This is a genomic window from Nocardia gamkensis NBRC 108242 (assembly GCF_001612985.1).
Classification (GTDB): Bacteria; Actinomycetota; Actinomycetes; order Mycobacteriales; family Mycobacteriaceae; genus Nocardia; species Nocardia gamkensis.
Genome location: NZ_BDBM01000022.1, coordinates 29755 through 55868, shown reverse-complemented (window position 1 = coordinate 55868; position 26114 = coordinate 29755). Strand labels below are relative to the sequence as shown.

Sequence of the window (26114 nt, the reverse complement as noted above, 5' to 3'; positions counted from 1 at the left end):
GGCGCGGGGGCGCGTTCGGGACGGACGACCGTTCACCGGAAGTTCGCCAGGGGGCCACCTTCGGGCCGGGGAACGACCGCCTCCTACACTTTCGCCGGTGACCGTCCATCCGATCGTCGAGCGTCTGCGCACCTTCGACGAGCGGATCGCCGTCCGGTGCCCCGACCGTGCGGACACCGACGGCGCCGTGCCCGAATCCGCGCGGCAAGTCACTTACGCTCGGCTTGCGGCGCTGGTCGAGGGTTACGCGGCCGAGCTGGGCCCGGCCCGCCGCCTCGTCGCGCTCGCCGCGCGCAATGACCTCGCCTCACTCGTCGCGTATCTCGGAGCGCTCAGCGCCGGCTGCGTCGTGTTGCTCACCGAGCAGATCACTGCGGAGTTGCGGGATACCTACGATCCGGACGTCCTCATCGAAGGAGGCCGCGCCCGCGTGGTGCGGGAGCGCTCGGCGCATCGTCTGCATCCGGATCTCGCGCTGCTGCTGAGCACCTCGGGGTCCACCGGGTCGCCCAAGCTCGTCCGGCTCTCGGCGAGGAACCTGCGCGCCAACGCCGCGGCTATCGCCGAGTACCTGGCCATCGGCCCGGAGGATTGCGCGGCCACCACCCTGCCGATGTTCTACTGCTACGGCCTGTCGGTGGTGCACAGTCATCTGTTGCGCGGGGCGAGTCTCCTGCTCACCGACCGGTCGGTACTGGATACGGAATTCTGGCGCGCGTTCCGGGAGTGTCGCGCAACGTCTTTCGCCGCGGTTCCCTACACCATCGATCTGCTCGACCGCATCGGTTTCGCTCGCATGACCCTGCCGCACCTGCGCTACGTCACCCAGGCGGGCGGCAGGCTGGCGCCGCGGCGAGTGCGCGAATACGCCGAACTCGGCCGGGCGAACGGCTGGGACTTCGTCGTCATGTACGGCCAGACCGAGGCCACCGCCCGGATGGCGTACCTGCCCGCGCATCTGGCGAGCGCGCATCCCGACTGCATCGGGATACCGATCCCCGGGGGCGAATTCACCCTCGAGCCGATCGAGGAAGCCGACGAGGGGGACGAACCGCGCGAACTGGTCTATCACGGCGCCAATGTGATGATGGGCTACGCGAAGTCGGCCGCAGACCTCGCACTCGGCCGCACGCTCGACGCCCTGCGCACCGGCGACCTGGCCCGGCGCACACCGGAGGGCTTGTATCAGGTGGTCGGCAGGCGCAGCCGCTTCGCCAAGATCTTCGGATTGCGCATCGATCTGGAGCGGCTCGAATCCGGGCTGGCGGCGGCCGGTTTCACGGCGTGTTGCGCCGACGACGACACGCACTTGGTCGTCGCGGTGGAGACTCCTCGGTCCGATCCGACCGAAATCGCCGCGCGCCTGTCCGGCCTGCCCGCCGCCGCCATCCGGATCCGCCCGGTCGAGCGAATGCCACGGCTACCGAATGGCAAACCCGACTATCCCGCGATCCGGCGGCTGACCGGAGCCGTGCCGCAGGTGCGTGACATCCGCACCCTCTACGCCACCACCTTGGGCATCGACCCCGCGCGGATCCACGCCGACAGCACGTTCGTCGATCTCGGCGGGAATTCGCTGACCTACGTGAGCACCGCGGCACGACTGGAGCGAACACTCGGCGACCTGCCCACCGACTGGCCGAACACCTCCGTGGCGGACTTGGAGCGGATACCGGAGGGCCGCAGCAGGTTCGGACGGGCGCTCGACACCGGAACGCTGCTGCGCGCGCTCGGCATCGTGCTGATCGTGAGCGCGCACGCCGGGGTGTTCGTGCGATGGGGCGCGGCGCACGTGCTGCTCGGCGTGGCCGGATTCAACTTCGCACGGTTCGCCGTGACCGCGGCGCCACCCGCCGCGCGCTTGCGGCACACGCTGCGCGCCGCGGGCTCCATCGCGGCGCCCACGGCGCTCTGGGTCGCGCTGACGCTGCCCTTCAGCGACTACTACGGGTGGCAGAATGTCCTGTTGCTGAACAAGATTCTCGGCCCGCACGACAGCGCCACCGCCGGGCACCTGTGGTTCCTCGAGGTGCTCGTGTACTTCATGCTGGCCGCCGCGCTGCTGATCCGGGTCCCCGTGCTGGACCGATGGCAACGCGCCGAGCCGTTCTGGTTCGCGATGGCGCTGGTCGCGATATGTCTCGTGTTCCGATACCAGGCGTTCGGTCTGTATTCGCCGAAGGACATCCCGTTCTCCCCGCTGGCGGTGTGGCTCTTCGCGCTCGGCTGGGCGGCGGCGAAGGCGACGTCGGTGTGGCAGCGGATGACGGTGAGTGCCGTCGTACTGATCGCGGTGCCCGGATATTTCGGCGTTCCCGAGCGGGAGCGACTGATCATGGCGGGCTTGCTCGCACTGGTGTGGTTGTCCGCAGTCCGGGTTCCCGCCGTCGTCGCCGTCTGCGCGGCGGTGCTGGCCGACGGATCGCTGTTCGTCTATCTGCTGCACTGGCAGGTGTACCCGCTGTTCGAACAGCACCGGCTCGCGGGGCTGCTCGCTTCCCTGGCAGCGGGTGTGCTGGCGAGCGGTACGGTTACCTGGCTGCGACGCTGGGGATCGGTGCGGTATCGGGCAATTCGGTCGCGGCGGTCAGCTCTCCACGGTCCACACCCGCGCCGCCGCCTCCTGGGCCAGTTTGGCGATCAGGATGTCGCGCGGAATCGTCTGACCGGCAAAGTGATCGAGTGAGGGAACCACAACATGATGCGCGTCCGCGCGCTTGAGTTCCGCCGTGAGTTCGGCGAAAGCCGTCCCGTCGCCGCCGGTCGATTCATGGAACGTTGCGGCGAAGCACAGCCCTTCCTCGCGGGCGAGGCTGCTCATCGCGGCCTCGAGCTCCTTGCTATGGCCATCGGCCAGATCGTCACGCAAGTATCCATAGATCAACGCTTCCACCCGAACCTCCGTTGGATTGGGATCGCTGTTCTCTTATGTGGATCCACCCGTTTTACGGGGTATTTGCGCTTCGTGCAAGAGCAGATGTACTTGCAGGTGCTCTTACAGGAGGGGCTGGCTAACTTCTGGCGCCACGACCAGCATGCACAATGCGGCGGCGCGAATGTAGCTGTCAACACACGGACATCTGCCTGCCCTCTTGGGGCCACCAAACGTTAACTGGTGCGATACTACAGACGTGGCCGCTACCGACGATCGACCCGTCTGGGCTGTCCGAATGCGCTCCGAGCGTGACGCGAGGGGGTGGTCGCAAGCCGACGCTGTTCGCGTAATGCGTGGAAAGTCTTCGCACAACCTGCCGACCGACAGTACTCTCCTACGTAATTGGCGCCGTTGGGAATCGGGCGAATCACGCCCCGACGACTTCTACGCGCCCATCATCGCCGCCACCTTCGACACGGTGCCCGCGGCGTTCTTCCCCAAGACCAGACCGAACCGGGACGACGAATTGCTCTCGGCGACGGGCATGGACACGCTCGAGTTCATCGGACGACTGCGCATGTCCGACGTGTCCTCGGTGACGCTGGAGGCCATCCGCATCACCGCCGAACGCCTGTGCTGCGAATACTCCTACGCCGACCCGCACGACCTGCACGCCGAGGGCACGGCGTGGCTGCGCAGGATCACCTCGTTGCTGGATGGTCGCCTGACCCTGGCCCAGCACCGCGAAATCCTCGTTCTCGCCGGATGGGTCGCGCTGCTGGTCGGCTGCGTGGACTACGACCTCGGCCGGCGAACCGCCGCCGAGGCGACCCGCCGCGCCGCTCAATCGCTGGCGCAGGAGGCGGAGAACGTCGAAATCGCCGCGTGGACGGCGGAAATGACCGCGTGGTTCGCACTGACCCAGGGCAACTACCGCGGCGTCATCGAGGCCGTTCAGCCGACGCTGGAAGTAAGCCAGCACCTGCGCGTCGGCGTCCAACTCGCCGCCCAGCGCGCCAAAGCCTGGGCCAGGCTCGGCAATACGCGCGAGGTGGAGACCGCGCTGGACGAGGGTCGAGCTATCTTGGAGCGACTCGAACATCCGGCGAATCTGGACAACCACTTCGTGATCGATGCGAACAAGTTCGATTTCTACGCGATGGACTGCTGCCGCGTCGCGGGCGAGGATCGGCTCGCCGAAAGCTACGCGCGCGAAGTGATTCGCAACGCGACCCGGCCCGACGGCACGGTGCGCAACCCGATGCGGGTCTCCGAGGCACACCTGACGCTGGCCGTGGTCGCGGTGCGCGACCGCGACCTGGAGCTGGCGGTGGCCGAGGGCATGCGCGCGTTCGCGGGCAGCAGGCGCTCCCTGCCCTCGCTGATGTGGATCGCGGGCGAAGTCGCGCGCGAGATCATCGAGCGTTTCCCCGGCGACCCGCGCACGCGCGCGTACCTGGACCAGATGCGTTCGATGTCCGTCGAATGAGCCGGCCCGCTGCGCGACCGCGGCGAACGGTGCCGAACCGGACGCGGCCACGCCGGACACCGGAACGTCGTGCGGGCGGCGATCAGCCCGCTACTACCCTGTTCCCGGTGACCGACTCCGCTGACAGCTGTGCCGATACCCGCTGGGACGACCGGCTGCGGCTGTTCTCCTTCGCCACCGCCGAGCGGCGCGCCGACTACCTGCGGGTGCTGCGCGCGTTCGACAGTGCGCGCGCGGCGTACGTGGTGCTGCTGCATGCCGACGACGTCGCGGAGTGGATCGGACGCAACGGGAATTCGCTGCGCACGCCCGATCTGGTGGCTACGAACCAACCGGTCGCGATGGCCGGTGGTGAGGAGCACGCCGGGGAATCGCGAAGGTCCGCGGGCCCGCACGAAGGCGGCCCGCCAAAACCGGAGACCGGCGCGCCGGACCGATTTCCGGAGACCAGCTGCCCGGCGGCGGGCCCACGCCTGACGGCCGCCGAGATCGGTCCGCTGCTCGACCAGCTGCACCAGTGGGGCGTGCTGGAGCGCAGTTACGACGGAACCCGCGCCGCGACGCTGGCCGAATACCGCAACCGGCACTACGTATACCAGTTCTCCCAGGCCGGATTCCAGGCATACCGGGCGGTCGCAGGGGTGCTCAGCGCGCGCCTCGACGAGGCCTCGCTGTCGCGCTTGGTCCTGCCGGAATTGCTGGCCGATCTGCACACCTTGGCCGAGGCCAACCGGGCGGGCGACGCCGAACGCGTCTACCGCACGCTGCGCCGCCTCGACACCGCGCTGTCCGACCTGGCCGCCCGCGCGGCGCACTTCTATCTGGGGCTCGGCGACCTGGTGCGCACCACCGAGATCACCCCCGAATCGTTTCTCGCGCACAAGGACGCGCTGCTGGCGCACATGCGTGAGTTCAGCCTCGACCTGGCCCGGTTCACCCCGCGGCTGGCGTCCGCCATCGCCGAGATCGAGGAGACCGGCGTCGAGGACCTGATCGTCCGCGCGGCCCGTTGCGACGAACGAGTGCTGCTGGGCATCGAGGAACGCCGGTCGGATTGGCAGGCCAGGTGGGACGGACTGCGGATCTGGTTCGTCGCGTCCGGCGGCGGAGAGCCTGCGGGCACCACGGAGGCCGAGCGGCTGCGCGAGGCCACCATGAGCGCCATCGCCGCGGTGCTGTCGTTGCTGCGCCGGGTCACCGAGACGCGGCGCGGCGGGGTCAGCCGGGAGTCGGCGCTACGGCATCTGGCGGGCTGGTTCACCGCGGCGCCGAGCGCGGACAGCGCCCACGCGCTGTTCGACGCGGTGTTCGGGCTGGGCAAGCCGCGGCACCTGGCGATGGAACACCCGGACGCCGACGTGATCCCGGCGATCCGGTCCTGGTGGGACGCACCGCCGTTGGAGATCTCACGCACGCTCGCCGAGACCGGGCGCCCACCCTCGGCGGGTGCGCCCGCCCGCATCCACCGCAACGACGCCGGTATCCGGCGTCTGCGCGAGGCGCAATTGGACGCGCAGCGGGCCCGCGCCGAGGCCGCCCGGTCACTGGCTTCCGGCGACGTGCACGAACGGGTGCTGGACGAACGGGAAACCGAAGTGCTGCTGCGGTTGCTGGACGCCGCATCGACCGCGTGGGTTCCGGTGCGCGGCCGGGTGGCGGGCACCACCGGTTCCGACAGCGGCGTCACCCTGACGGTGTCCGAGCACGACGGCCCGACCGTCGTGCGCACCACCCGCGGGCTGCTGCGGTTGAACAACCGGGCGCTGAAGATCGAGCAGACGACCGGAGCACGGTCGCGCCCGCGCGGGGAGCGCCGCTGATGCACGGACGCACCATCGATGCACTCGCGCTGGACAATTATCAACGCGCGGCCCGGGTCATCCTGGCCAACCACCTGGTGACCCGCACCTATCCGGACCGGATCGCGCTGCCGCTGATCCGGCGCTGGGCCACCGAGCTGCGCGAGGACCTCGCCGAATTGTTCGGCTATCGGCTCGAAGTCACCGAGACGACGGCACGCGTCTTCCCGGTACTGGACCGCCTCGACGCGGGCAGGCCCGCGCGCACGCCCGCCGAGCGCGTCTTCGACCGCCGCCGCTACGCCTACCTGGCCCTCGCGCTCGCCGCACTGGGGCGGGCCGGGGACCAGATCACGTTGTCGGAACTGGCCGATCAGGTCGCGGCCTACGCGAGCCGGGTGGACGGCCTGGAGCTGGCCACCGACCGGGCCGCCGACCGCGACGCGTTCGTCGACGCGGTGGGCTGGCTGACCGCGCGCGGAGCGCTCACCTTGGCCGACGGTGACGCGGGCGGGTGGGCCAGTGATCCGGATGCCGGTGAGGCGCTCTACGACATCGATCGGCCGGTGGTCTTCGCGTTGTTCCGGCCGCCGCGGGCGTTGCAGCATCTGCACAGCGTGCGTGGGCTGCTCGGCGAGGAAGCCACGGGCACCACCGTTTCCGCCCCCGGGACGACCGGCGCCGAGATCGCGCGCCGGGTGCGCAGGGCGCTGGTCGAACAGCCGGTGGTGTACGCCGAGGACCTCGCGCCCGAAGAGCGCCCCGCCCTCGCCCAGGAGCGGCTGGTGGCGGAGGTCGAGCTGTTCACGGGGCTGCGCGCCGAACGCCGCGCCGAGGGGGTCGCGCTGATCGACACCTCGGGGCGGCTGTCGGACGTCCGTTTCCCGGGGACCGGTACGCTCGCGCAGGTCGCTTTGCTGCTGGCCGGTGAGATCGCCGACCGGGTATTGGATATCGACCACCCGTTGCCGCGACGCCACGCCGTCGCGGAGCCGGATGCGGCCCTGGCCGACCAGCTCGATGAAGCCATCCCCGAATCCACGGTGTTCGCACCGCTGGCCGAGACGCGTGCACCGGCGGCGCCCGCCGACGATCTCGATCCCCCGGACGACTTCCGGGCACAGGACGACCGGCCCACGCCCGGCTATCCGCTGATCGAGCGGACCTGGCTGCGCGAGACGGTACAGGCACTGGCCGACCGGTACGGCACGACCTTCGCCGCGCAGTGGCAGGCCGACGTCGCGCGCCTCACCACCGAGGTGGTGGCCCTGCTGGAACGACTACGGCTGGTCCGGACGATCGAGGAGGGACTGCTCGTGCTGCCTGCCCTGGCCCGCTACCGTGGCGCGGTCGTGACGGTCCGCACCAAGCGGGCGGCGGAACTGTTCGTCACCGCGGCCGACACCTACGGGCCCGACGGTACCGGCACGGAAGGGAACTGAGGGATGTCGCTCATTCACGGCGGAGTGCGGTTCACCCCGATCCGCGCCGGGATCGTCAACCTGTGGGACTACCGCGACCAGGAGTTCTGTTTCGCCGACGGCAGATTGGTGCTGCGCGGGCCGAACGGGTCGGGCAAGACCAAAGCGCTGGAGGTGCTGTTCCCGTTCGTGCTGGACGGCCGGATCGAGCCGCGCAGGCTCAATCCGTTCGCCGGCGAGGAACGCACGATGAAGTCGAATCTGCTCTACCGCAAGCAGGACTCGGCCTATTCCTATGTCTGGATGGAATTCGCGCGCGGTCGCTGGGAGGACCCCGAGGCGGTCACCGTCGGCATCGGCATGCGCGCCACCCGTTCCTCGGACAAGGTGACCCGCTGGTATTTCGTCGCCGACGGACGGGTCGGCGTCGACTTCTCCCTGATCGGCCCGGACGACCGGCCGTTCACCCGTAAACAACTCGCCGAGCAGATCGGCACCGACTCGATCGTCGACCGGCCGGTGGACTATCGCAACGCCATCGACGCGCGCATGTTCGGTCTCGGCTCGCAGCGCTACGACCAGCTGATCAATCTGATCCTCACGCTCCGCCGCCCGCAGCTGGCCAAGAACCTGGACCCGCGGGGGCTGTCGCAGGCGCTCACCGACGGCCTTCGCCCGCTCGACGAGCAGCTGATCCTGGACGCCGCCCGGTCGTTCAGCGATATGGAGGAGGTCGGGCGCACCCTGGAGGGTTTGGTGCACGCCGACACCGCGACGCGGGCCTTCGTCGAGGTGTACCGCAAATACCTTGCCGTCCAAGCGAAGACCGACGTCGACCAGGTCCGCGTGCGGCTGGACGCGGTGACCCACGCCAGCACGGCGCTGTTCGCCGCCACGGCCCTGCGTGAGCGCAGGGACACCGAGCGCACCGCCGCCGAGGCCCGCGCCGAGGATGCCGACCGCGCCTACGAGCAGGCCCTCGCCGATCGGGAGAACCTCCAGCGCTCCAGCGCCTACGAGGGCAAACAGCAGCTCGACGACCTGGCCGACGCGGTGCGGCGCCTGGAGACCTCGGCGGGTGTGCACGCCGACAAGGCGCTCAAGGCCCGCCAGACCCTGGACCAGCGGACCGTGGAGGCCGAGCGCGCGGGAACCGCGGTGCGCACCGCCGCGGCCGCGCTCGCCCGCGGCGAGGACGACCTGCGCGCCGCCGCGCAGGAGGCGGGGATCGCGTGGGCGCCGCTGCCGGAATCGATCCGGGCCGAGCAGCTCACCGCGGCGGTGCGCGGGCACGCCGAGGAACGCGACGCCGACGTGCGTGCGGTCCGCAAGGCGGTGGGGGCGATGGAGACCGCCGCCGCCGAACGCACCAGGGCCGAGCGGCTGTCCGAGCGCGCGAACGAGCTGCGCGACGCGGCCGCGGCGGAGGTCGCGCACGCCGAGGCGAAGGTCGCGTTGACCCGCTCCGAGGCCGCGGCCGCGTTGCGCGCCTGGTGGGACGAGCACAACGAGGTCTACACCCCGGTGCGCGCCGGCCTTTTCGAGGCGTTGAACTCGGCTCTGGCCGAGGCCGGTTCGGATGCGCCGACCATCGGCGAGGTGCTGACCGAGCGCACCGAGCCGCTGCTGGAGGAGATTCGCGGCCGCCGCCAGGACGCACGCGCCCGCGTGGCCGCGGCGGCGGCGCGGGGCAGTGAGCTGAGCGCCGAACACGAACGGGTGACGGCCCGGCGAGACGACGCGCCACCGGCATTCGCGGGCCGCCGCGGCCGGACCGGCGACCGGCCCGGCGCCCCACTGTGGCGGCTGGTGCGCTTCGCGGACGGCGTGACGCCCGAGTCCGCGGCGGGCATCGAGGCCGCACTGCACGCCGCGAATCTGCTGGACGCCTGGGTCTGCCCGGAGGGCGAGCTGCCACCGGACTACGACTCCGATCAGTTCCTGGTACCGCTGCCCGCGCCGGAGCGCCCGAACGGTCGCACACTCGCCGACGTGCTGGTCATAGAAGACGATTCCGGCACCATGACGGTGCCGCGGCAGGTCGTCGCCGACGTGCTCGCCTCCATCGCCCTGCACGAGGGCCCGGGCGAGCCGAGCGGACCGGTGACGATCGGAGCGGACGGCGCGTTCCGGCAAGGCGTGCAGATCGGCAGGCACCGCAAGACCGACGCCGAATTCATCGGCGCCACCGCGCGGGCCAGGCGCCGCGAGCTCCGCTCGGCCGAGTTGGCCGCGGCTGTGGCGGCCGCGGACGAGGACCGGCGCTCCGCCGAACAGCAAGAGGCCGCCGCCAACGCCGAACTCGCCCGAATCTCCGCCGCCGCCAAGGCGCTTCCCCGCCCGACCACGGTGACCACGGCCTTGCGCGCGGTATCCGAGGCCGCAGGCGTGCTGCGATCACGGGCGGAGGCCGCCGCCCACGCCGAGCGCGATCTCGACCGAGCGGTCGCGGAACTGTCCGCCGCGGACAAGAAGCTGCGCGCCGCCGCCACCACCCACCGCACGCCGCGCACGGCCCAGGAGATCGACGCCCTCGCCGCCGCCATCCGGCACTTCGAGAACACCGGCACGGGACTGCTGCGGCTGCGCGGCGATCACGAACGGGAACGGGAGCGCGAACGCGAGGCCGCCGACCGCTTGACCGAGGCCGCCGACCTGGCCGAGGCGTTCACGGAAGAGGCCGAGGCCGCGCGCACCGGCTACCAGGAACAACTGCGCAAACTGGAGACCCTGCGCGATGCCCTCGGCGCGGGCGCGGCCGATATCGACCGCGAACTGGAACAGGCCCGGCAGCGGATCGAGGCGACCAAGTCCGAGCAGAAAGCCGCCCGCAAGGCCGCCAACCAGGCCATCGAGGCGGTCGGCGACGCCGAGGCCGCCTACCGGACCGCGCACGAGTCCCTCGCCACCGCGCTCACCGAGGTGCTGGCGGAGGTTCGAGCTCTCGCGCCCTACGCTCAGCCGGATCTGCTCAGGTTGCTCGGCGCGGCGCCCGAGGGCCGCTGGCCCAGCAGCGACGCGGCGTGGTCGACAGCCGAGCAACTGCTGTACCGGATCTCGACGGCGGGACCGGAGGCGGCACCGCGCGTCCTGCCCGACGAAGTTCACGCGCTGTTCGACAGCCTCACCGTGGCGACGGCCTCGGTGCGCGCGGGCGAGGCGACGCGCAAGTCCACGCGCACGGCGGTGACCGCGGCGTTGCAGGAATTCGACGCCGCGCTCGTCGGTTCGGGCCGCGATTACCGGCTGCAATGGGACGCCGCCGACGGCCTCACCGTCGTTCAGGTGCACGACGAGCACGGGGTCTCCGCCCTGGCCGACTTCGCCACCCGCATCGACGCCGCGCGCCGTGACCAGGAACTTCTGCTCACCGACGCCGAGCGCCGCATCCTGGAGGATGCGCTGCTGACCGGCCTGGCCCAGCAGATCCACGAACGCACGAGCGACGCACGCGATCTCATCGCCAGGATGGGCGCGGAGATGAAGCAGCGGCGGATGTCCTCTGGCAACACCATCGGCGTGCACTGGGTGCTCGCCGACAGCCTGTCCGACGCGGCACGGGCGACGTGCAAGTTGCTGGACCGGGATGCCTCGGCGCTGACGGCGGAGGACCTGGCCGCGATCCGGGCGCACTTCGCCGCCGAGATCCGGGCCGCGCGGACCGCGCACCCGGAACGCTCCTACCCCGAGATCCTGGCCGCGACGCTGGATTACCGCACCTGGCGGGTGTTCTCGTTCACGTTGATCTCCGCCGACGGCAGCGAGGACAAACTCACCGTGGCCAGGCACAGCGCGCTCTCGGGCGGGGAGCAGTCGGTGTCGTTGCACCTGCCGCTGTTCGCCGCGGCGCACGTCATGCTCGATTCGGCCGACCCGCAGGCCCCGCGCCTGCTGGCGCTGGACGAGGCGTTCGCGGGCGTCGACGACAACGGCCGCAGTGAATTGCTGGGGTTGAGTGTGCAATTCGACCTCGATCTCTTCATGACCGGCTACGACCTGTGGATCACCTATCCGCACGTCCCGGCGTGCGCGCACTACGACTTGGCGCACGCGGCGGCCGAGAACACCGTCAGCGCGACCTTGCTGGTGTGGGACAGCGGCGATTTGCTCGCCGAACACGACGGAACCGACCTCACCGCCGCGCTCGGCTCGCCCGATCGCCGCCGGGTACCCACCGCGATCGAAGGCGGCCTGGAACTCACGCCGGTGACCTAGCCGTCCGGGATCACCGAGCGGCGGCGATCAGGCCGATATTTCGCGGCGGGCGGCGTCGAGCAAGGTGTCCAGCAGGCCGGGAAAGCGGGCGTCCAGGTCATCGCGGCGCAGGGACAGCAGCAGTTCCCGGCCGGAGGGCCGCTGCCAGATCACTCCGGCATCGCGCAGCACCCGCCAGTGGTGGGTCAGGTTCGACTTGGCGACGCCCGGCAGCACCGAGCCGCAGGTGTGCTCGCCGCCGTCGGCCAGTATCCGCACCACCCGCAGCCGCAGCGGGTTGCCCAGGGCGGTGAGCACATTCGTCAGCTGGATCTGCGCTCGCTCGGGATGTGCCGCGATCACGCGAACCAGGTTAGCGCGACAGTTGACATACAGTCGAACTGTACGTGAGTATTCGTACAATTAGATGATCTCTGGGAGGTTCTCATGGGTGCCGGCATCGATCGCTTCGACGGCAAGATCGCCTTGATCACCGGTGGATCGAGCGGCATGGGCCTGGCCACCGCACGACGCCTGCTCACCGAAGGCGCGCACGTGATCATCACCGGCCGCGACAAGGGCCGCCTCGACGCCGCGGCCGCGGAGCTCGGCGGCGCCGACCGCGTACTCGCGGTGGCCGGTGACGCGGCCGACCTCGGCGATCTCGACACGCTCGTCTCGGCCGTGGCGCAACGGCACGGACGGCTGGACGTCGTCTTCGCGAACGCGGGCATCGCGGCGTTCCAGCCGACCGAGACCATCACCGGAGCCGAGTTCGACCGTGTGGTGGGCACCAACTTCAAAGGGGTGTTCTTCACCATCCAGAAGACCCTCCCCCTGGTGGCGGAGCACGGGGCGATCGTCGTCAACGCCTCCTGGGCGCTGCATCGCGGGGTACCGGGCGCGTCCCTCTACTCGGCGACCAAGGCGGCCGTGCACAATTTGGCGCGCAGCCTCGCCGCCGAGCTGGCGCCCCGCGGCATCCGGGTGAATTCCGTCAGTCCCGGCTACATCGCGACGCCGTCGTTCCGCGCGAACGTCTCCGCCGAGGCGCAGGCCGCGATCAGTGCCACGGTGGCGGCGGGGCGCGTCGGCACCGCCGAGAACGTGGCCGACGCCGTCGCTTTCCTCGCGTCCGGCGAGGCGTCGTATATCAACGGGCAGGATTTGCTCGTCGACGGAGGCCTGATCACCGCCGCTCCCGACCCGATGGTCTAGCGCGCTCGGCCGGCCGGGCGGTGTGGGCGCGCCCTCGCGTCCGGCGTCATCGGCGGGCAGCCCGGCACGGTGGCCGACGTGAACCCGCCGGTTACCGCACGCTGGCGTCGGGCAGCATGGGCGGGCACGGCGCGCCGGGCACCGTCTGCAACTCGAAGTGCCAATACTCGTTCTCGAACGTCCGGCACAGCCCCCATCGGTAGCCGTTCACCTCGAGCCACCGCGCGCCCTGCTGCGGACCGACATCGATCGCTTGCCCGGAGACGTGGGTGGACTCCTCCGGCGGCAGCACCCACCGGCGCGCGGCGTCCGGACCGTAGGTCGCCACGCCGTCCTCCCACAGCGCCTGCTGCTCGGCGGGCGTCCGGTATCCGGACGTGATGGACAGGGGCACACCCTGCGCGTGCGCCTCGCGTTCGGCGAGGGTGTACGCGAGCGCCAGCGGGGGATCGAGCCCGTCGGTCCCGGCCGCCGACCCGACCGACCCCCGCTGCTCGATGACCGCGGCGGCGTCGGCCTGCGCCTGCCCCGCCTGCGCGCCGGTCGCGACCAGCGCGGGTAGCGCCACCGATAGACCGACCAGCATCCGACTCCGACCAGCGATCCCAAACACCATGCGCCGATGCTATCGCCTGCGGTCACCTATGCCGGATATGCCCCGATCGCAGGACGGCCTCATGCGGCACGAGCGAGGACCGTATCGAGCGCCGCAACTCGAAGGTGGGTCCGCGGCATCCCGCGGCGGCCCGAGGATGCCTCTTCGCGGCGGTCAGCGTAAGTCTGCGAGTACGCGGCCCGACACGACGTGCGCGCACTCCCCCGCGAGTCCGCTCCACAGGACGCGGCCGCCGTGTGGACAACTCTCAGCGAATTCCACAGAAAACTCCACACCTTGGGATAATAGTGATCTGATATGTCCGTTATGCGTCCAATTTCCCTCAGTGAGCAAACATTTCGCCCCACCTGGAAGACGCACTGTCCACAATCTATTCCAGTGCTGTGGATCACATCCGCTCCAGCGGAGCTACCACACCCGAAATGCCGGAATCCGTGGGAGTTCGAGTGTTTTGCGCTGTCCCGTGGTCGGCGGGTCGTCGAGTTCCGGCCGTTGAAAGGAACTTTCGCGAAGCGATGTGTCCCTTTCGGCCTGTATGTCGCGCCTCCCCCGGCGCCTAACTCGACCCTGCGGCCACGCACTCCGGGTGGTCGCCGACAGCCCGCGCGCGGCGAACACCACTGCGTTGCAAACACAGTGCGGGCGGCTGTCGACTCCTGTCGTCAGCCGCCCGCGATAGTGGGTGATCCAGATGTCGGGAATTTCACATTCCATCCCCAGCTATGTGGAGACCGAGTGCCTCGGACAATCCGGCCGAACTACGCGTACGGCGGACTGTTCAGCGCGCTCGAACGCCACGGCGGCGCACCCATCCGCGCGCGTCCTCGGCGAATCGATTCCGCCGCTTGCTTGTTGCGCGCGATCCGTTCCAGGATCTCGCCGTCGTGCGCCCGCGCGTACGCGAGCGCGAGCCTGATCTTGCCCGTGTTCAGGTTCGACTTCGCGCTGAGCACGGCGATCCGGTGTTCCGCAGGGCCGCCCAATTCGCGCAGTCGCGCAACGACTTCCCAGATCTCCGGGCCCGCGGCGAGCGCGGCGCGGCGATCGTCGAGCGGACCGCGGAAGACGATCCCGGGGTGTTCGAGTTGGTCGACGCCCTCACGGATCAGCCGGTCGAGCAATGCGGTACAGCTGGTTCCCTCTCGGGCAGCGCGATCGGCCAACCGGAGGGCGGCCGACTCGGTGATACACAACGCCGTCGGTACTGGTCTGGACGTGCTCATAGCTCTCCTCGACCTGCATCGGTGCCGGAATCAACGGTGTACTTCGCTAAGCGTGCCCGCTGCGGCGATGCCGAGAACCCGGTGATCGGCAGGACATCGGCGTGTCCGCGTCCTGCCGCATCCGGGTCGAGGGAGACCTCAGACGCGCTCTTTCGAGCGGGTACGCACGCGCAGCGCGATCGGCTTCTGCGTCTCGGCGAAGAAGTCGTTGCCCTTGTCGTCGACGACGATGAACGCCGGGAAGTCCTCGACCTCGATCTTCCAGACGGCTTCCATGCCCAGTTCGGGGTACTCGAGCACCTCGACCGACTTGATGCAGTCCAGTGCCAGCCGGGCGGCCGGTCCGCCGATCGAACCGAGGTAGAAGCCGCCGTGCTCCTTGCACGCCTTGGTGACCTGCGCGGACCGGTTGCCCTTGGCCAGCATGACGAACGAGCCGCCCGCGGCCTGGAACTGGTCGACGTAGGAGTCCATCCGGCCCGCGGTGGTCGGGCCGAAGGAACCGGACGCGTAGCCCTCCGGCGTCTTGGCCGGGCCCGCGTAGTAGACGGCCATGTCGCGCAGATAGTCCGGCATCCGCTCGCCCGCGTCGAGCCGCTCCTTGATCTTGGCATGCGCGATGTCGCGGGCGACGACCAGCGGACCACTCAGCGAAAGCCGGGTCTTGACCGGGTATTTGGACAATTCGGCGCGGATCTCGTCCATCGGCCGGTTCAGGTCGATGCGCACCACGTCGCCGCCCAGGATGGCATCGGTCTGTTCGGGCAGGTACTGCGCGGGCTCGCGCTCGAGCTGTTCCAGGAACACGCCCTCGGCGGTGATCTTGGCCAGCGCCTGCCGGTCCGCCGAGCAGGACACCGCGATGGCGACCGGGCAGCTGGCGCCGTGCCGGGGCAGGCGAACGACGCGCACGTCGTGGCAGAAGTACTTGCCGCCGAACTGCGCGCCGATGCCGAAGGACTGGGTCAGCTTGAAGACCTCCTCCTCCAGTTCCAGATCGCGGAAGGCGTGCGCGGACAGCGACCCCTCGGTGGGCAGGCTGTCCAGGTAGTGCGCGGAGGCGTATTTCGCCGTCTTCAAGGCGAACTCGGCGCTGGTGCCGCCGATCACGACCGCGAGGTGGTACGGCGGGCAGGCCGCGGTACCCAGCGAGCGGATCTTCTCGTCCAGGAACTCCAGCATCCGCGTGGGGTTCAGGATGGCCTTGGTCTCCTGGTACAGGAACGACTTGTTCGCCGACCCGCCGCCCTTGGCCATGAACAGGAACTTGTAGGAGGGGTTCGCCGGATCGCCTGCGGTGGAGTACAGCTCGACCTGCGCGGGCAGGTTGGAACCGGTGTTCTTCTCGTCCCACATGGTGATCGGCGCCAGCTGCGAGTAACGCAGGTTCAGCTTGGTGTAGGCGTCGAACACGCCTCTGCTGATCCATTCCGCGTCGTCGGCGCCGGTCAGCACGCCCTCGGACTTCTTGCCCATCACGATCGCGGTGCCGGTGTCCTGGCACATGGGCAGGATGCCGCCCGCGGAGATGTTGACGTTCTTGAGCAGATCGAGCGCGACGAAGCGGTCGTTGCCGCTCGACTCGGGGTCGTCGATGATCTTGCGCAACTGACCCAGATGCGCCGGGCGCAGGAAGTGACTGATGTCGTGCATCGCGGTTTCGGTGAGCAGCCGCAGCGCCTCCGGTTCCACCTGCAGGAAGGTGCGCCCGTTGTGCTCGAACGTGCTGACGCCTTCGGTGGTGAGCAGCCGGTAGGGGGTGTCGTCCGCGCCGATGGGCAGCAGGTCTGAATAACGGAAGTCCGGCGCGGTCACCAGTCGCACTCCTTTGCATGGGCCCGGATGCCATGAACGGCCGGGCTGGTCACGAGCACAGCGAGCCTAGCCACCATCGCGCACCCCCCTGCTGGTTAGGCAACCCTATCTCGGACAGTTGCCCGAAAAGGTTGCACGTTCAACCCCGGTGATGCTACCTCTCGTCTGGTGAGAAAGCGCCCGGGCGCCCGAGTCCGGACGCGCGCAGACCGTTCGCGCGCCGCACATGTCGCGACGCGCCACGATCTCGGGACACAGCAGAGTTTGGAGCGCTATCGTGACCGATCCCCATTGGCTCGATGACGTCGAGATGCGCGCCTGGTTGGGTTTCGTGCGCACCCGCGACCTCATCGCCGCGGCGGTCGGGCGGGATTCCACCAAGGAGTCCGACCTCACCTACGTCGAGTACTCGGTACTGGCCTATCTGGCCGAGTCGCCGGACCATCGGCTCACCTTCGCCGACCTCGCGGCCGCACTCGAATGGTCGCAGAGCAGGCTCTCCCACCAGATCACCCGGATGGAGAAGCGGGAGCTCGTCGTGCGCGAGCCGATCCCCGACGACGCCCGCCGCACCGCCGCCAAGCTCACTCCGCGCGGCGCCGAAGTGCTGACCGGCGCGGCGCCCGCGCACGTACAGAGCGTGCGCAGGCACATGATCGACATCCTCGACCGCCAGCAGCTGACCGCCTTGGCCGATATCTACGACACCTTGCTCGCGCATCACCGCCGATCGGCGGCAGAGAGCTGACCGCTCAGGCGGGTGTGCCCGCCGTCTCCGCGTGATCGGCCGGAGCGCTTGCCGCGGCGGTGGTTTCGGGCAGCCCGAGCGCGCGCTCGAAACCGGCGGGCACCACCACGTCCGAACGATCCAGCTCGGTGACGCGCGTCTTGCGCAGACCCAGCAGCGCCGAATCGATGCCGCCGCGCAGGATGTCCAGCACGTTCTCCACACCGGCCTGCCCGTTGGCGGCCAGCCCCCACAGGTAGGCGCGCCCGATCAGCACCGCCCGCGCACCCAGCGCAACGGCCTTCACCACGTCGCTGCCCCGCCGGATGCCGCCGTCGAGCAGCACCTCGACCTGCGAGCCCACCGCGTCCGCCAGCACCGGCAGCGCGCGGATCGCGGCCGGGGTGCCGTCGAGATTGTTGCCGCCGTGGTTGGACACCGAGATCGCCGCCACACCCGCGTCGACCGCGCGCAGCGCGTCGTCGACCCGCATGACGCCCTTGAGCAGCACCGGGCCCTCCCACTGCTCGCAGATCCACCGCACATCGGACCAATCCGGCGCGGGTGTGCCCATCCACTCACCGTAGGCGCCGAAGAAACCCGGCGCCGCGGCGCCACCGATGGCCATGTTCGGCGCGGTCAGGTCCGGAATGCTGCCCGACCGCGCATAGGTCGCCAGCCAGCGTGGACGCGCCAGGGTCTGCGGCGCGAACTTCAGCATCGTGCGCAGGTCCAGCTTCTCCGGGATGACCGGGCTGCCCCAGTCCCGCCCGTGCGAGAACGACCAGTCCAGCGTCAGGATCAACCCGACCGCCCCGGCCCGCTTCGCCCGGTCCATCCGCTGCAGGATCTCGTCCTTGCCGCCGCACCAGTACAACTGGAAGAACGTGGCCGGATTGGCCGCGATCACCTCTTCGATCGGCTTGCTGGCGAAAGAGCTCAAGCCCATCGCGATGCCCCGCGCCGCGGCCGCCCTGGCGACGGCGACCTCACCGTCGGGGTGCACCGCTTGCACGCCCGTCGGCGAGATCAGCACCGGCATCGAAATCTGCTGCCCCAGCACCGTCGTCGACTGATCGCGCTCGCCGATCGGCCCGGCCACGTGCGGCGCGAAACCCAGTTCGGCGAACGCCCGCTGATTGTCCTCGATGGTCTGGCCGCGCTCGGAGCCGGCGATCAACGCGCCGTACACCGACTTCGGCAGGCGCTTCTTCGCCCGGCGCTGCGCTTCGGCGACGGTCTCGAACCACGGATTCATGTTCCGGTCCTTTCCGGGGAGTTCTCCGGCCACCAGAGCCGGGTTCGGTCGAGCAGATCGGTGCTCAGGTGCTCGAGCAGGGCAGCGCCCTCGGCGGCGGTCGCGCCCGCCGGGTCACCGAGCACACCGTTGGCGCTCACCGCGCGCACTCCGCCGGTGCGCAGCAGCGGCAGCAGTTCGGTCAGCGGACGGGTGTCCCCCGCCGTCGCGCGGTCTTCGCGCACGCGCTCTGGCGCCAGGGCCAGTTGCAGCGCCGTCTCCGACCGGCCCGCGTGCGGGTCGCCGTCGAAGCGCGGCAGGTATACGCGCACGTCGCGGGACTCGGTCCGCAGCAGATCCTTCGCCCTGCGCAGCGGTTCGATGTTGCCGCCGTGCCAATTGACCAGCAGGATCCGGTCGAAGGTGTCGGTCGCCGAGCGGCACAGCTCGACGACCAGCAGTTCCAGCGCCGCCTGCCCGATCGACAGCGTGCCGGGGAAACCCGCGTGCTCGCCGCTGGCGCCGTACGGGATCGCCGGCCCGACGAGCACGTCGGTCCGCGCCGCGGCCAGCCGCGCGCACAACGCGGCGGCGACGTCGGTGTCGGTGGACAGCGGCAGATGCGGGCCGTGCTGCTCGGTCGCGCCGACCGCGACGGCCAGGATCGCAGCCGCCGAGGCGCGCGCGCCCGCCTCGGGCCAGGTGAGATCCGCCAACATGCGGCGAGATTATCGTCAGTCACTGACATAATCAAGGGGCCGAGGCGGCCGAGCACAATCAGACGATGCTGGAGAACCGGGCCGCGCGCGGCCGCCCACGCGGCACCACCAAACGCGAACTCGAAGTGATCGCCATGCGGCTGTTCACCGAACAGGGCTTCGACGAGACCACCGTCGAACAGATCGCCGCCGCCGCGGGCATCAGCGGACGCACCTTCTTCCGCTACTTCCCCAGCAAGGCGGAGGTGCTCTGGTGGCAGTTCGACGACGAGGTCGCCGCGCTGCGCGCCGCCTTCGCGACGGTGCCGGACGACGTTCCGATGATGACCGCCGTGCGCCGAGTCGTGGTGAGCGCCAACCAATATCGCGCCGAGGACGTCCCCGAACTGCGCACCCGCATGCATCTGGCCGCCACCGTGCCCGCGCTGTCGGCCACCGCCGGAGCGCACTACGACACCTGGGAGCGCACCGTCAGCGCCTTCGCCGCCCGGCGACTGGGCGAACCGGAGGACGGGCTCATCCCGCTGGCCGTCGGACGCACCACACTCGCGGCGGCGCGCGCCGCCTTCGACGCGTGGCTCGCCCGCGCGGACGCCGACCTCACGGTGTATTTGGACGAGGCGCTCGCAGCGCTGGAACGCGGGTTCGCTACGGTGCCGTGAGGTCCGCCGCGCTCGAACATCAGGCGAACAACCGGCAGGTTTCGCGGGTGACTCGGGTGGGGTATGACTAGGCTCGGAATCGGCTAGCGCCGAACGCACGAACTTCCCGACTCAACCGTCGAAAGGGGCAGGAGTTTCCATGTCCGAGGTGTCCATGAGCCTTTCGGCGGATTCCCTGACCGCGGGACCGATCGACCAATTGCTGCCGCAGCTCGTCGAGCACCTGCGACAGAACCGCACCGCGCTGCGTGAAGAGTGGGCCCGCCGCATCGCCGACGCCCAGCTGCTCACCGCGATGACCCCGGAGGAGATCTTCTCCGAGGCGACATCGATCTACGACGGCTACGTCGACGTGCTCGAGACCGGTAGCGTGGAAGCGCTGCAGGCCTACGCGCGCGACCTGTCCGAACGCATCATCCCGAGAGGCGTCGAGACCGACGAGGTCATCGGCATCGTGCTGCTGCTGCGCGACGTGCTCGCACGCAGCCTGTTCGAGAAGTATCAGTCGGACTTCGAACTGCTGAACAAGGTGCTCGACGCCTACGAACCGGCCGCCAACCGCATCGCCAACACCGTGACCGTGTCCTTCGTGCAGGAGCGCGAGCGCGTCATCCGTCAGCAGCAGGAAGCCATCCGCGAGCTGTCCACGCCGGTGCTGCAGGTGCGTGAGCAGCTGCTTATCCTTCCCATCATCGGCGTGCTGGACAGCCAGCGGGCCCGCCAGCTCACCGAGCAGCTGCTGCGCGCCATCCGCGCCAACCGGGCGAAAGTGGTCGTCATCGATATCACCGGTGTGCCCCAGATCGACTCCACCGTGGCCAACCACTTGGTGCAGACCGTCGACGCGTCCGGCCTGATGGGCGCGAACGTGATCATCACCGGTTTGTCCTCGGAGATCGCGCTCACCCTGGTCACCATCGGTCTGGACCTGTCGAAGATGAACGCGGTCGGCGACCTGCAGGGAGGCATCGAAGAAGCGGAACGGCTGTTGGGCTACGAGGTTTCCCGCGTCACCGAACGGGTTACCGAACGCGACGGCCGCTGATCAGGCGCCCCCATGCCGGTTCCGATTCTCAAACAGGGTACGTACCTCATCGCGTCGGTTCAGTCCGCACTCACCGATGCCGATACCGAGCGCCTGCAGGACGACCTGATGAAACAGGTCAGCAAATATCGGGCGCACGGCATCATCGTCGACGTCACCGCCATCGACGTAATGGATTCGTTCGCCGCGAGATCGTTGCGTACCATCGCGCACATGACGCAGCTGCGCGGCGCCGAAACGGTGATCGTCGGTCTGCAACCCGAAGTCGCGTTCGCCATGGTGCAACTCGGTCTCACCTTCGAGGACATGCACACCGCCCTCGATCTGGAAGAGGGACTCGCCTGGTTGGACCGAAAGATCCCAGCCCGTCGCCAGCGAGACGGTCGTGACAGTGGCCGCTGAGAACGTGGTGATCGCGGTCAGGGTGTCCGGGGACATCGTGACCGCACGTCAAGCCGGACGCGAACTGGCAGCAAAGCTCGGATTCACCCTGACCGACCGCACGATGATCTCCACGGCGATCTCCGAGATCGCCCGCAACATCACCAGTTACGCGGGCAGCGGGGAGATCCGCCTGCTCGTCGACGACCGGGAGGGACGTCAAGCCCTGGTGGTGCAGGCCGAGGATCAAGGGCCCGGAATCATCGACATCGCCCGGGCTCTGGAGGACGGCTACTCCACCGGACGCGGGCTCGGGCTCGGCCTTCCCGGCGCCCGGCGGTTGATGGACCGGCTGACCGTGGATTCGGCGCCGGGTCGCGGCACGCTGGTGGAAATGTGGAAGTGGGTACCGAACGGTGCATGACGACGGGTTCATCGGCCGGATCGAGTGGGCGGTGGCCGGTCGCGCACTGCCCGGTCAACAGGTCTCCGGTGACCGCGGCGTCGTCCTCGACACCGGCGGCGGCACCGTCCTGTTCGCCGTCCTCGACGGACTCGGGCACGGCGCCGCCGCGGCGGACGCGGCCGATCGCGCCACCCGCGTGCTGTCGGAGAACCGCGCAGAACCGTTGGACGTGCTGATGGTGCTGTGCCACCGAGCGATGGCCGACACCCGGGGGGCGGCGATCTCGCTGGCCCTGTTCGACGAGGGTGACAAGGTGCGCTGGCTCGGCGTCGGCAATGTCGAATCCCAGGTGCTGACCGCGGGTCCCGCGGGCCTGCGGGTGCACGCGACCGTCCTGCTGACCGCGGGCATCGTCGGCTATCGCCTTCCGGCGACCCTCCAACCGCAGACCGTCGCGGTCCGCCCCGGTGACCTGCTGCTGATGTCCACCGACGGCATCGTCACCGAAGCCGCCGACATCGACCTTTCCAAGTCCACCGCCGACATCACCGCCGACATGCTCGCCCGGCACGCCAAGGACACCGACGACGCGCTGGTGCTCGCGGCGCGGCACCGCGGTGCGGCAGGGGCGGCCAGATGAGTGCCCTGCTGGCCGAGTTCCTGGACGCCTACGCCGACGCGCTACGGCGGCACATGGATTCGCAAACCCAGGCCGGCCTCGCCGAGGGGTACGAGCTGGGCAGGCGCGCACTGGTCGAAGGCATCAGCCTGCTCGATCTCACCGAGAACCACTTCCGGGTGGTCCAGGACGCGGAGGAACAGCGGCAGAAGGACACTTCCGCCGAAGGGGGCGAATCCGGGGCCCGCCTGGCGGAGACCGCGCTGGAATTCCTCTTGCAGACCCTCGTTCCGCTGGATATCGCCACCCGCGGCTACCTCGACGGCACCCGCCGCTACGAGCAGCAGCGTTCTCGCGCCGACGATCTCGCCGGACGCGACGCGTTCCGTACCGCCTTGGTGGAATCGCTACAGGACGGCTTCTTCGTCGCCGACGCGCAGGGCACCATCATCGAGGTCAACACCGCTTTCGGCGCCTTGACCGGCTACGGCGCCGCGGGGCTCCCCTACACGCTGCCGCATCCGTGGTCGAGCCCGGAGGGTCCGCGCTACCCCGACCTCGGTACCGAGGCGCAGCGCTTCGTGATCCCGATCCGTCACCGCGACGGCCGGAATGTGTGGCTCGCGGTGAGCACCAGCGCGCTGATCAAGCCGGAGGACCACGAGCGGATCTTCGTCGGCACGTTGCGCGACATCACCGCCGAACACGACGCGCAGGCGCGCGACCAGGCCGCATCCCGGCTCGCCACCGCCGTCGGCGCGGCCACCAGTGTGGTCGAGGTGCTCGCCGTCGGGCTCGACGAGGTGCGCCGGACGGTGGGCGCGGAGACCGCCGTGGTGGCCGTGTGGCCGAGCCGCAACGCTGTACCGGAGGTGTACATCTCCGGGGTGGGCGCCGACGGCGCGTCGCACGACGGCGCCGCCTCCCTCGACGACCGGTCGCGCGCACTGCTGGATCGGGCCAGGCGCAGGCCGCCGCGCAGCCTGCTGGCCATTCCGGAAGGTGCGGAAAGTTCCGAGGGCATCGTCGCGCCGCTGGGCGAGACGGGCGACGCGGCGATGTGGTTGCGCTTCGCCGCGCCCCGGGCGATCAGCGCCGCGGACTGGACGCTGTTCTCCCTGCTGATCGGCCATCTCAGTCTCGCGGTCCAGCGGGCGCGCAACTTCGACCAGGCCCGCGCCACCTCGCTGACCCTGCAGCGCGCCATGCTCGGCCCGATCGAACTGCCGCCGCGGTTCTCGGTGCACTACGAGCCCGCCCTGCCGCCGCTGGAGATCGGCGGCGACTGGTACGACGTGGTGCCGCTGCGCGACGGCACCATCGGCGTGGTGGTCGGCGACTGCGTCGGGCGTGGCCTGTCGGCCGCGGTCGTGATGGGCCAATTGCGGACCGCTGCCCGTGCGCTGCTGCTGCGCGGCGCGGGACCCGCGCAGTTGCTCGCCGAACTCGACACCGTCGCCGCGCGCATCCCCGGCGCCATGTGCACCACGGTGTGCGCCGCCGTGCTGGACCCGGTGCGTGGACTGGTCCGCTACAGCAACGCCGGTCATATGCCACCGATCCTCGCCGACGTGGGCAAGACCGGCCGGATGCTGGAAGGCGGGCGCGCGGTGCCGCTGGCGACGTTCGATACGCCGCGCAGGCCGGAGGCCACCACGGCGCTGACGCCCGGTTCCACCTTGGTGTTGTTCACCGATGGCTTGGTCGAACAGCGCGGCGTGGACATCGACGAGGGGTTCGCCAAGATCGCCGCGGTGCTCGCCGACACCTCGGGACGCCTACCCCGTGAGGTGGCCGACGCGGTGCTCTCTCGCCTGCGGCCCGCCGCGGGTTACGACGACGACGTCGCCATGGTGGTCTACCGCCAGCCGCCCGCGCCGCTGCGGCTGGACGTGCCCGCGCGCGCGGACGAACTCGCGATGCTGCGGCGCACACTGAAGGGGTGGCTGGCCGCCGCGGCGGTGCCGCACGACCTGGCCGCCGACCTGGTCGCCGCGGCGAACGAGGCGTGCAGCAACAGCATCGAGCACGCCTATCGCAACAACAACGACGCCGGTCGGGTGCGGATGTCGGCCACCTGCGACATCGACACCGTCGTCATCGTGGTCGCCGACACCGGCAGTTGGAAGCCGCGGGCATCCGATCCCGGCTATCGTGGCCGCGGCATCGACATGATGCGCGCGCTCACCGAGGAACTCGATATCGACCATTCGGAATCGGGCACGACCGTGCGGATGTCGGTGACGCTGCCCGCGATCACGTTCCCGGTGGCCAATCCGTTGCGCGGGACGAACCGCCGAGTTCCCGGCTGACGGTGCGCGCCGCGAATGGAATGGGAACGGCGGGCCGCACTCCGTAAATCCGGAATTGCATGCCCCGGTACGGGATACCGGATTCCGCCCATTCGCTCACGATCATGCCGAACGCACCGTCGAATCTGCTGTCCGGATGGACATAACATCCGTAGAGACGCGGCACGATATCCGGGCCGCCCGGCGCCCAGAAGGACCCTTTGACCGGACGATAGGTCAAGGCCGTGCGCCAGTTGTCCGTGATCCTCGCGGCGACCTTGACGAACGCGCCGTAGGCCCCGGCGTCGAACCCGGACATCACCCAATTCCCCTGGATCCGCCGTAATCCGATCTCGCCGAGCTTCGTGCCGTCGGCCAGGATCCCGAAGCGCGGGTCGCCGCCCGGATCCCGGCCCCAGCCCCAGTCCTGCCCGTTCCAGCCCCATCCCTGCCAGGCCGCCGGGTCGACCAGGGCGGCATGGGTTTCGCGAACTCGCCACAACAGCATGTTCTTGTTCCGCGCGAGCCCGCCGGTGGAGATGATGTAGACGTAGCCGTCGCCGCCGCGTTCCCAGGAGATCATGGTGCGTTTGCCGCCGTAGGCACTGGTCGACCAGCGGACCCCGGTATCGGTCCAGCTCTCCGCGTTGTCGTCGGAATAACGGATCTCGCACCATCGCTCGTTCGCCAATCCCTGGGTGACCATCACCCACAGATAGATTCGGCCGCCGATCGTTATCGCGTCGCAGGGCAGGATCGTGGAGTATTGCGGATTGTCGTGCACGTAATCCCAGAGTTGCCGGGCGTCCCGCGCCGCCGAGCGGAATTCGATCGGCCAGGACATATCGTGCGTGTCGCTGCGCAACAGCATCGGCGAACGCCAATTCGGGCCTCCGACTCTCGGTTCGGTGCCGGAGAAGGTGTCGCCGAGGACGTATCCGATTTCGCCACTAGGCATGCGGAAGGGGATGAAGAGATCCGAGCCGCCGATATCTGCCATCGGGAGCGGATTCAAATTCTTGATCTTGGGCATCGCCGGATCCTGTCGATTCTCGGAGCGTCGCTTACCAGATCGGCTCGTAGGAATCACCACGAGGTGTGGAAGGGCTACTCCCCAGTATCGGCCGCCGATGGCTGCGATGTTGCTGCTTCGGCCGGTTGAGGCCGAAAGGAAATGGGGAAACCGACTGCGCAGCTTGTGTTTCGGCAGCTCGCCACCTCATCGCGCCTGGTGCCTCGGGTGATAGAGATCCATTGCCGATCGCGGGATCGGCGATGCACGGTGTTCGCCGGTACCGGATTCGCGGGACGTGTAGGTACCCGGCATGCTCCCGCTTCCGACGAGGCCCCCCGCCGCGAACACGCGATTCGGCGCCC

The 26114-nt window shown here is 69.5% G+C and carries 21 protein-coding genes; 13 read left to right on the top strand and 8 right to left on the bottom strand.

Annotated elements, in window-relative coordinates; genetic code table 11:
* Positions 1-97 precede the first annotated feature (97 nt).
* Entirely contained in the window at positions 98-2686 is a 2589-nt protein-coding gene (locus NG1_RS19365) for an AMP-binding protein (RefSeq protein WP_063910377.1), read from the top strand.
* Here NG1_RS19365 and NG1_RS35790 read toward each other — a convergent pair.
* Positions 2588-2893 carry a hypothetical protein gene (locus NG1_RS35790; RefSeq protein ID WP_083887588.1) on the bottom strand — a complete coding sequence of 102 codons (306 nt, stop codon included), beginning with the start codon at positions 2891-2893 and terminating at the stop codon, positions 2588-2590. The two genes, NG1_RS19365 and NG1_RS35790, sit on opposite strands and share 99 nt — an antisense overlap.
* Before the next feature lie 331 nt (positions 2894-3224).
* On the opposite strand from NG1_RS35790, the gene NG1_RS19355 reads away from it, so the two are divergent.
* The 4 genes from NG1_RS19355 (at position 3225) to NG1_RS19340 (ending at position 11799) form a co-directional block, all read left to right on the top strand.
* On the top strand, positions 3225-4364 hold the full coding sequence (locus NG1_RS19355) for an NsdA family TPR-like regulatory protein (protein ID WP_062972750.1): 1140 nt from the start codon (positions 3225-3227) through the stop codon (positions 4362-4364).
* Positions 4365-4471: 107 nt separating this feature from the next.
* Complete coding sequence (locus tag NG1_RS19350) at positions 4472-6184, top strand: TIGR02677 family protein (protein ID WP_245659958.1); 1713 nt, start codon at positions 4472-4474, stop codon at positions 6182-6184.
* On the top strand, positions 6184-7605 hold the full coding sequence (locus tag NG1_RS19345) for a TIGR02678 family protein (protein ID WP_062972748.1): 1422 nt from the start codon (positions 6184-6186) through the stop codon (positions 7603-7605). Before NG1_RS19350 ends, NG1_RS19345 begins: the two co-directional genes overlap by 1 nt.
* Positions 7606-7608: 3 nt before the next feature.
* The gene (locus NG1_RS19340; protein WP_062972746.1) at positions 7609-11799 is read left to right on the top strand and encodes a TIGR02680 family protein; all 4191 of its coding nucleotides are present in this window, start codon (positions 7609-7611) and stop codon (positions 11797-11799) included.
* A 27-nt stretch (positions 11800-11826) separates the two neighbouring features.
* On the opposite strand, the gene NG1_RS19335 is transcribed toward NG1_RS19340, so the two are convergent.
* The gene (locus tag NG1_RS19335) at positions 11827-12141 is read right to left on the bottom strand and encodes an ArsR/SmtB family transcription factor (protein ID WP_062972744.1); all 315 of its coding nucleotides are present in this window, start codon (positions 12139-12141) and stop codon (positions 11827-11829) included.
* A gap of 84 nt (positions 12142-12225) precedes the next feature.
* Between NG1_RS19335 and NG1_RS19330 the strand changes: the two genes are divergently transcribed.
* A complete protein-coding gene (locus tag NG1_RS19330) occupies positions 12226-12996 on the top strand; it encodes an SDR family NAD(P)-dependent oxidoreductase (protein WP_062972742.1) in 771 nt (256 codons plus the stop codon).
* 91 nt (positions 12997-13087) lie between these two features.
* Here NG1_RS19330 and NG1_RS19325 read toward each other — a convergent pair whose 3' ends face one another.
* The 3 genes from NG1_RS19325 to NG1_RS19315 all read right to left on the bottom strand — a co-directional run bounded on the left by NG1_RS19325 (position 13088) and on the right by NG1_RS19315 (position 16650).
* Positions 13088-13582, bottom strand: a complete 495-nt coding sequence (locus tag NG1_RS19325; protein WP_245659957.1) for a M15 family metallopeptidase — start codon at positions 13580-13582, stop codon at positions 13088-13090.
* 788 nt (positions 13583-14370) lie between these two features.
* A complete protein-coding gene (locus NG1_RS19320; protein WP_062972740.1) occupies positions 14371-14835 on the bottom strand; it encodes a hypothetical protein in 465 nt (154 codons plus the stop codon).
* Between the two features lie 138 nt (positions 14836-14973).
* The gene (locus NG1_RS19315; protein WP_062972881.1) at positions 14974-16650 is read right to left on the bottom strand and encodes a fumarate hydratase; all 1677 of its coding nucleotides are present in this window, start codon (positions 16648-16650) and stop codon (positions 14974-14976) included.
* A gap of 277 nt (positions 16651-16927) precedes the next feature.
* Between NG1_RS19315 and NG1_RS19310 the strand changes: the two genes are divergently transcribed.
* Entirely contained in the window at positions 16928-17398 is a 471-nt protein-coding gene (locus NG1_RS19310; RefSeq protein ID WP_040867239.1) for a MarR family winged helix-turn-helix transcriptional regulator, read from the top strand.
* A 4-nt stretch (positions 17399-17402) separates the two neighbouring features.
* Here NG1_RS19310 and mftD read toward each other — a convergent pair whose 3' ends face one another.
* Both mftD and mftE read right to left on the bottom strand, forming a co-directional pair.
* Positions 17403-18635 (bottom strand): pre-mycofactocin synthase MftD, encoded by a 1233-nt coding sequence (mftD, locus tag NG1_RS19305; protein ID WP_062972737.1) that lies wholly within the window; start codon positions 18633-18635, stop codon positions 17403-17405.
* Entirely contained in the window at positions 18632-19333 is a 702-nt protein-coding gene (gene mftE, locus NG1_RS19300) for a mycofactocin biosynthesis peptidyl-dipeptidase MftE (protein ID WP_062972735.1), read from the bottom strand. Before mftE ends, mftD begins: the two co-directional genes overlap by 4 nt.
* Before the next feature lie 65 nt (positions 19334-19398).
* On the opposite strand from mftE, the gene mftR reads away from it, so the two are divergent.
* The 6 genes from mftR (at position 19399) to NG1_RS19270 (ending at position 24758) form a co-directional block, all read left to right on the top strand.
* Entirely contained in the window at positions 19399-19995 is a 597-nt protein-coding gene (gene mftR, locus NG1_RS19295) for a mycofactocin system transcriptional regulator MftR (RefSeq protein WP_062972733.1), read from the top strand.
* A gap of 139 nt (positions 19996-20134) precedes the next feature.
* The gene (locus tag NG1_RS19290) at positions 20135-21040 is read left to right on the top strand and encodes an STAS domain-containing protein (protein WP_039798458.1); all 906 of its coding nucleotides are present in this window, start codon (positions 20135-20137) and stop codon (positions 21038-21040) included.
* Between the two features lie 12 nt (positions 21041-21052).
* Entirely contained in the window at positions 21053-21442 is a 390-nt protein-coding gene (locus tag NG1_RS19285) for an STAS domain-containing protein (protein WP_039798459.1), read from the top strand.
* Entirely contained in the window at positions 21432-21845 is a 414-nt protein-coding gene (locus NG1_RS19280) for an ATP-binding protein (protein WP_051020806.1), read from the top strand. Before NG1_RS19285 ends, NG1_RS19280 begins: the two co-directional genes overlap by 11 nt.
* Complete coding sequence (locus NG1_RS19275; protein WP_062972732.1) at positions 21838-22467, top strand: SpoIIE family protein phosphatase; 630 nt, start codon at positions 21838-21840, stop codon at positions 22465-22467. The genes NG1_RS19280 and NG1_RS19275 overlap by 8 nt, the downstream gene beginning before the upstream one ends.
* Positions 22464-24758 (top strand): SpoIIE family protein phosphatase, encoded by a 2295-nt coding sequence (locus NG1_RS19270; RefSeq protein ID WP_062972730.1) that lies wholly within the window; start codon positions 22464-22466, stop codon positions 24756-24758. The genes NG1_RS19275 and NG1_RS19270 overlap by 4 nt, the downstream gene beginning before the upstream one ends.
* Here NG1_RS19270 and NG1_RS19265 read toward each other — a convergent pair.
* Complete coding sequence (locus tag NG1_RS19265) at positions 24703-25770, bottom strand: DUF4185 domain-containing protein (protein ID WP_084499033.1); 1068 nt, start codon at positions 25768-25770, stop codon at positions 24703-24705. The genes NG1_RS19270 and NG1_RS19265 overlap by 56 nt on opposite strands.
* Positions 25771-26114 lie beyond the last annotated feature (344 nt).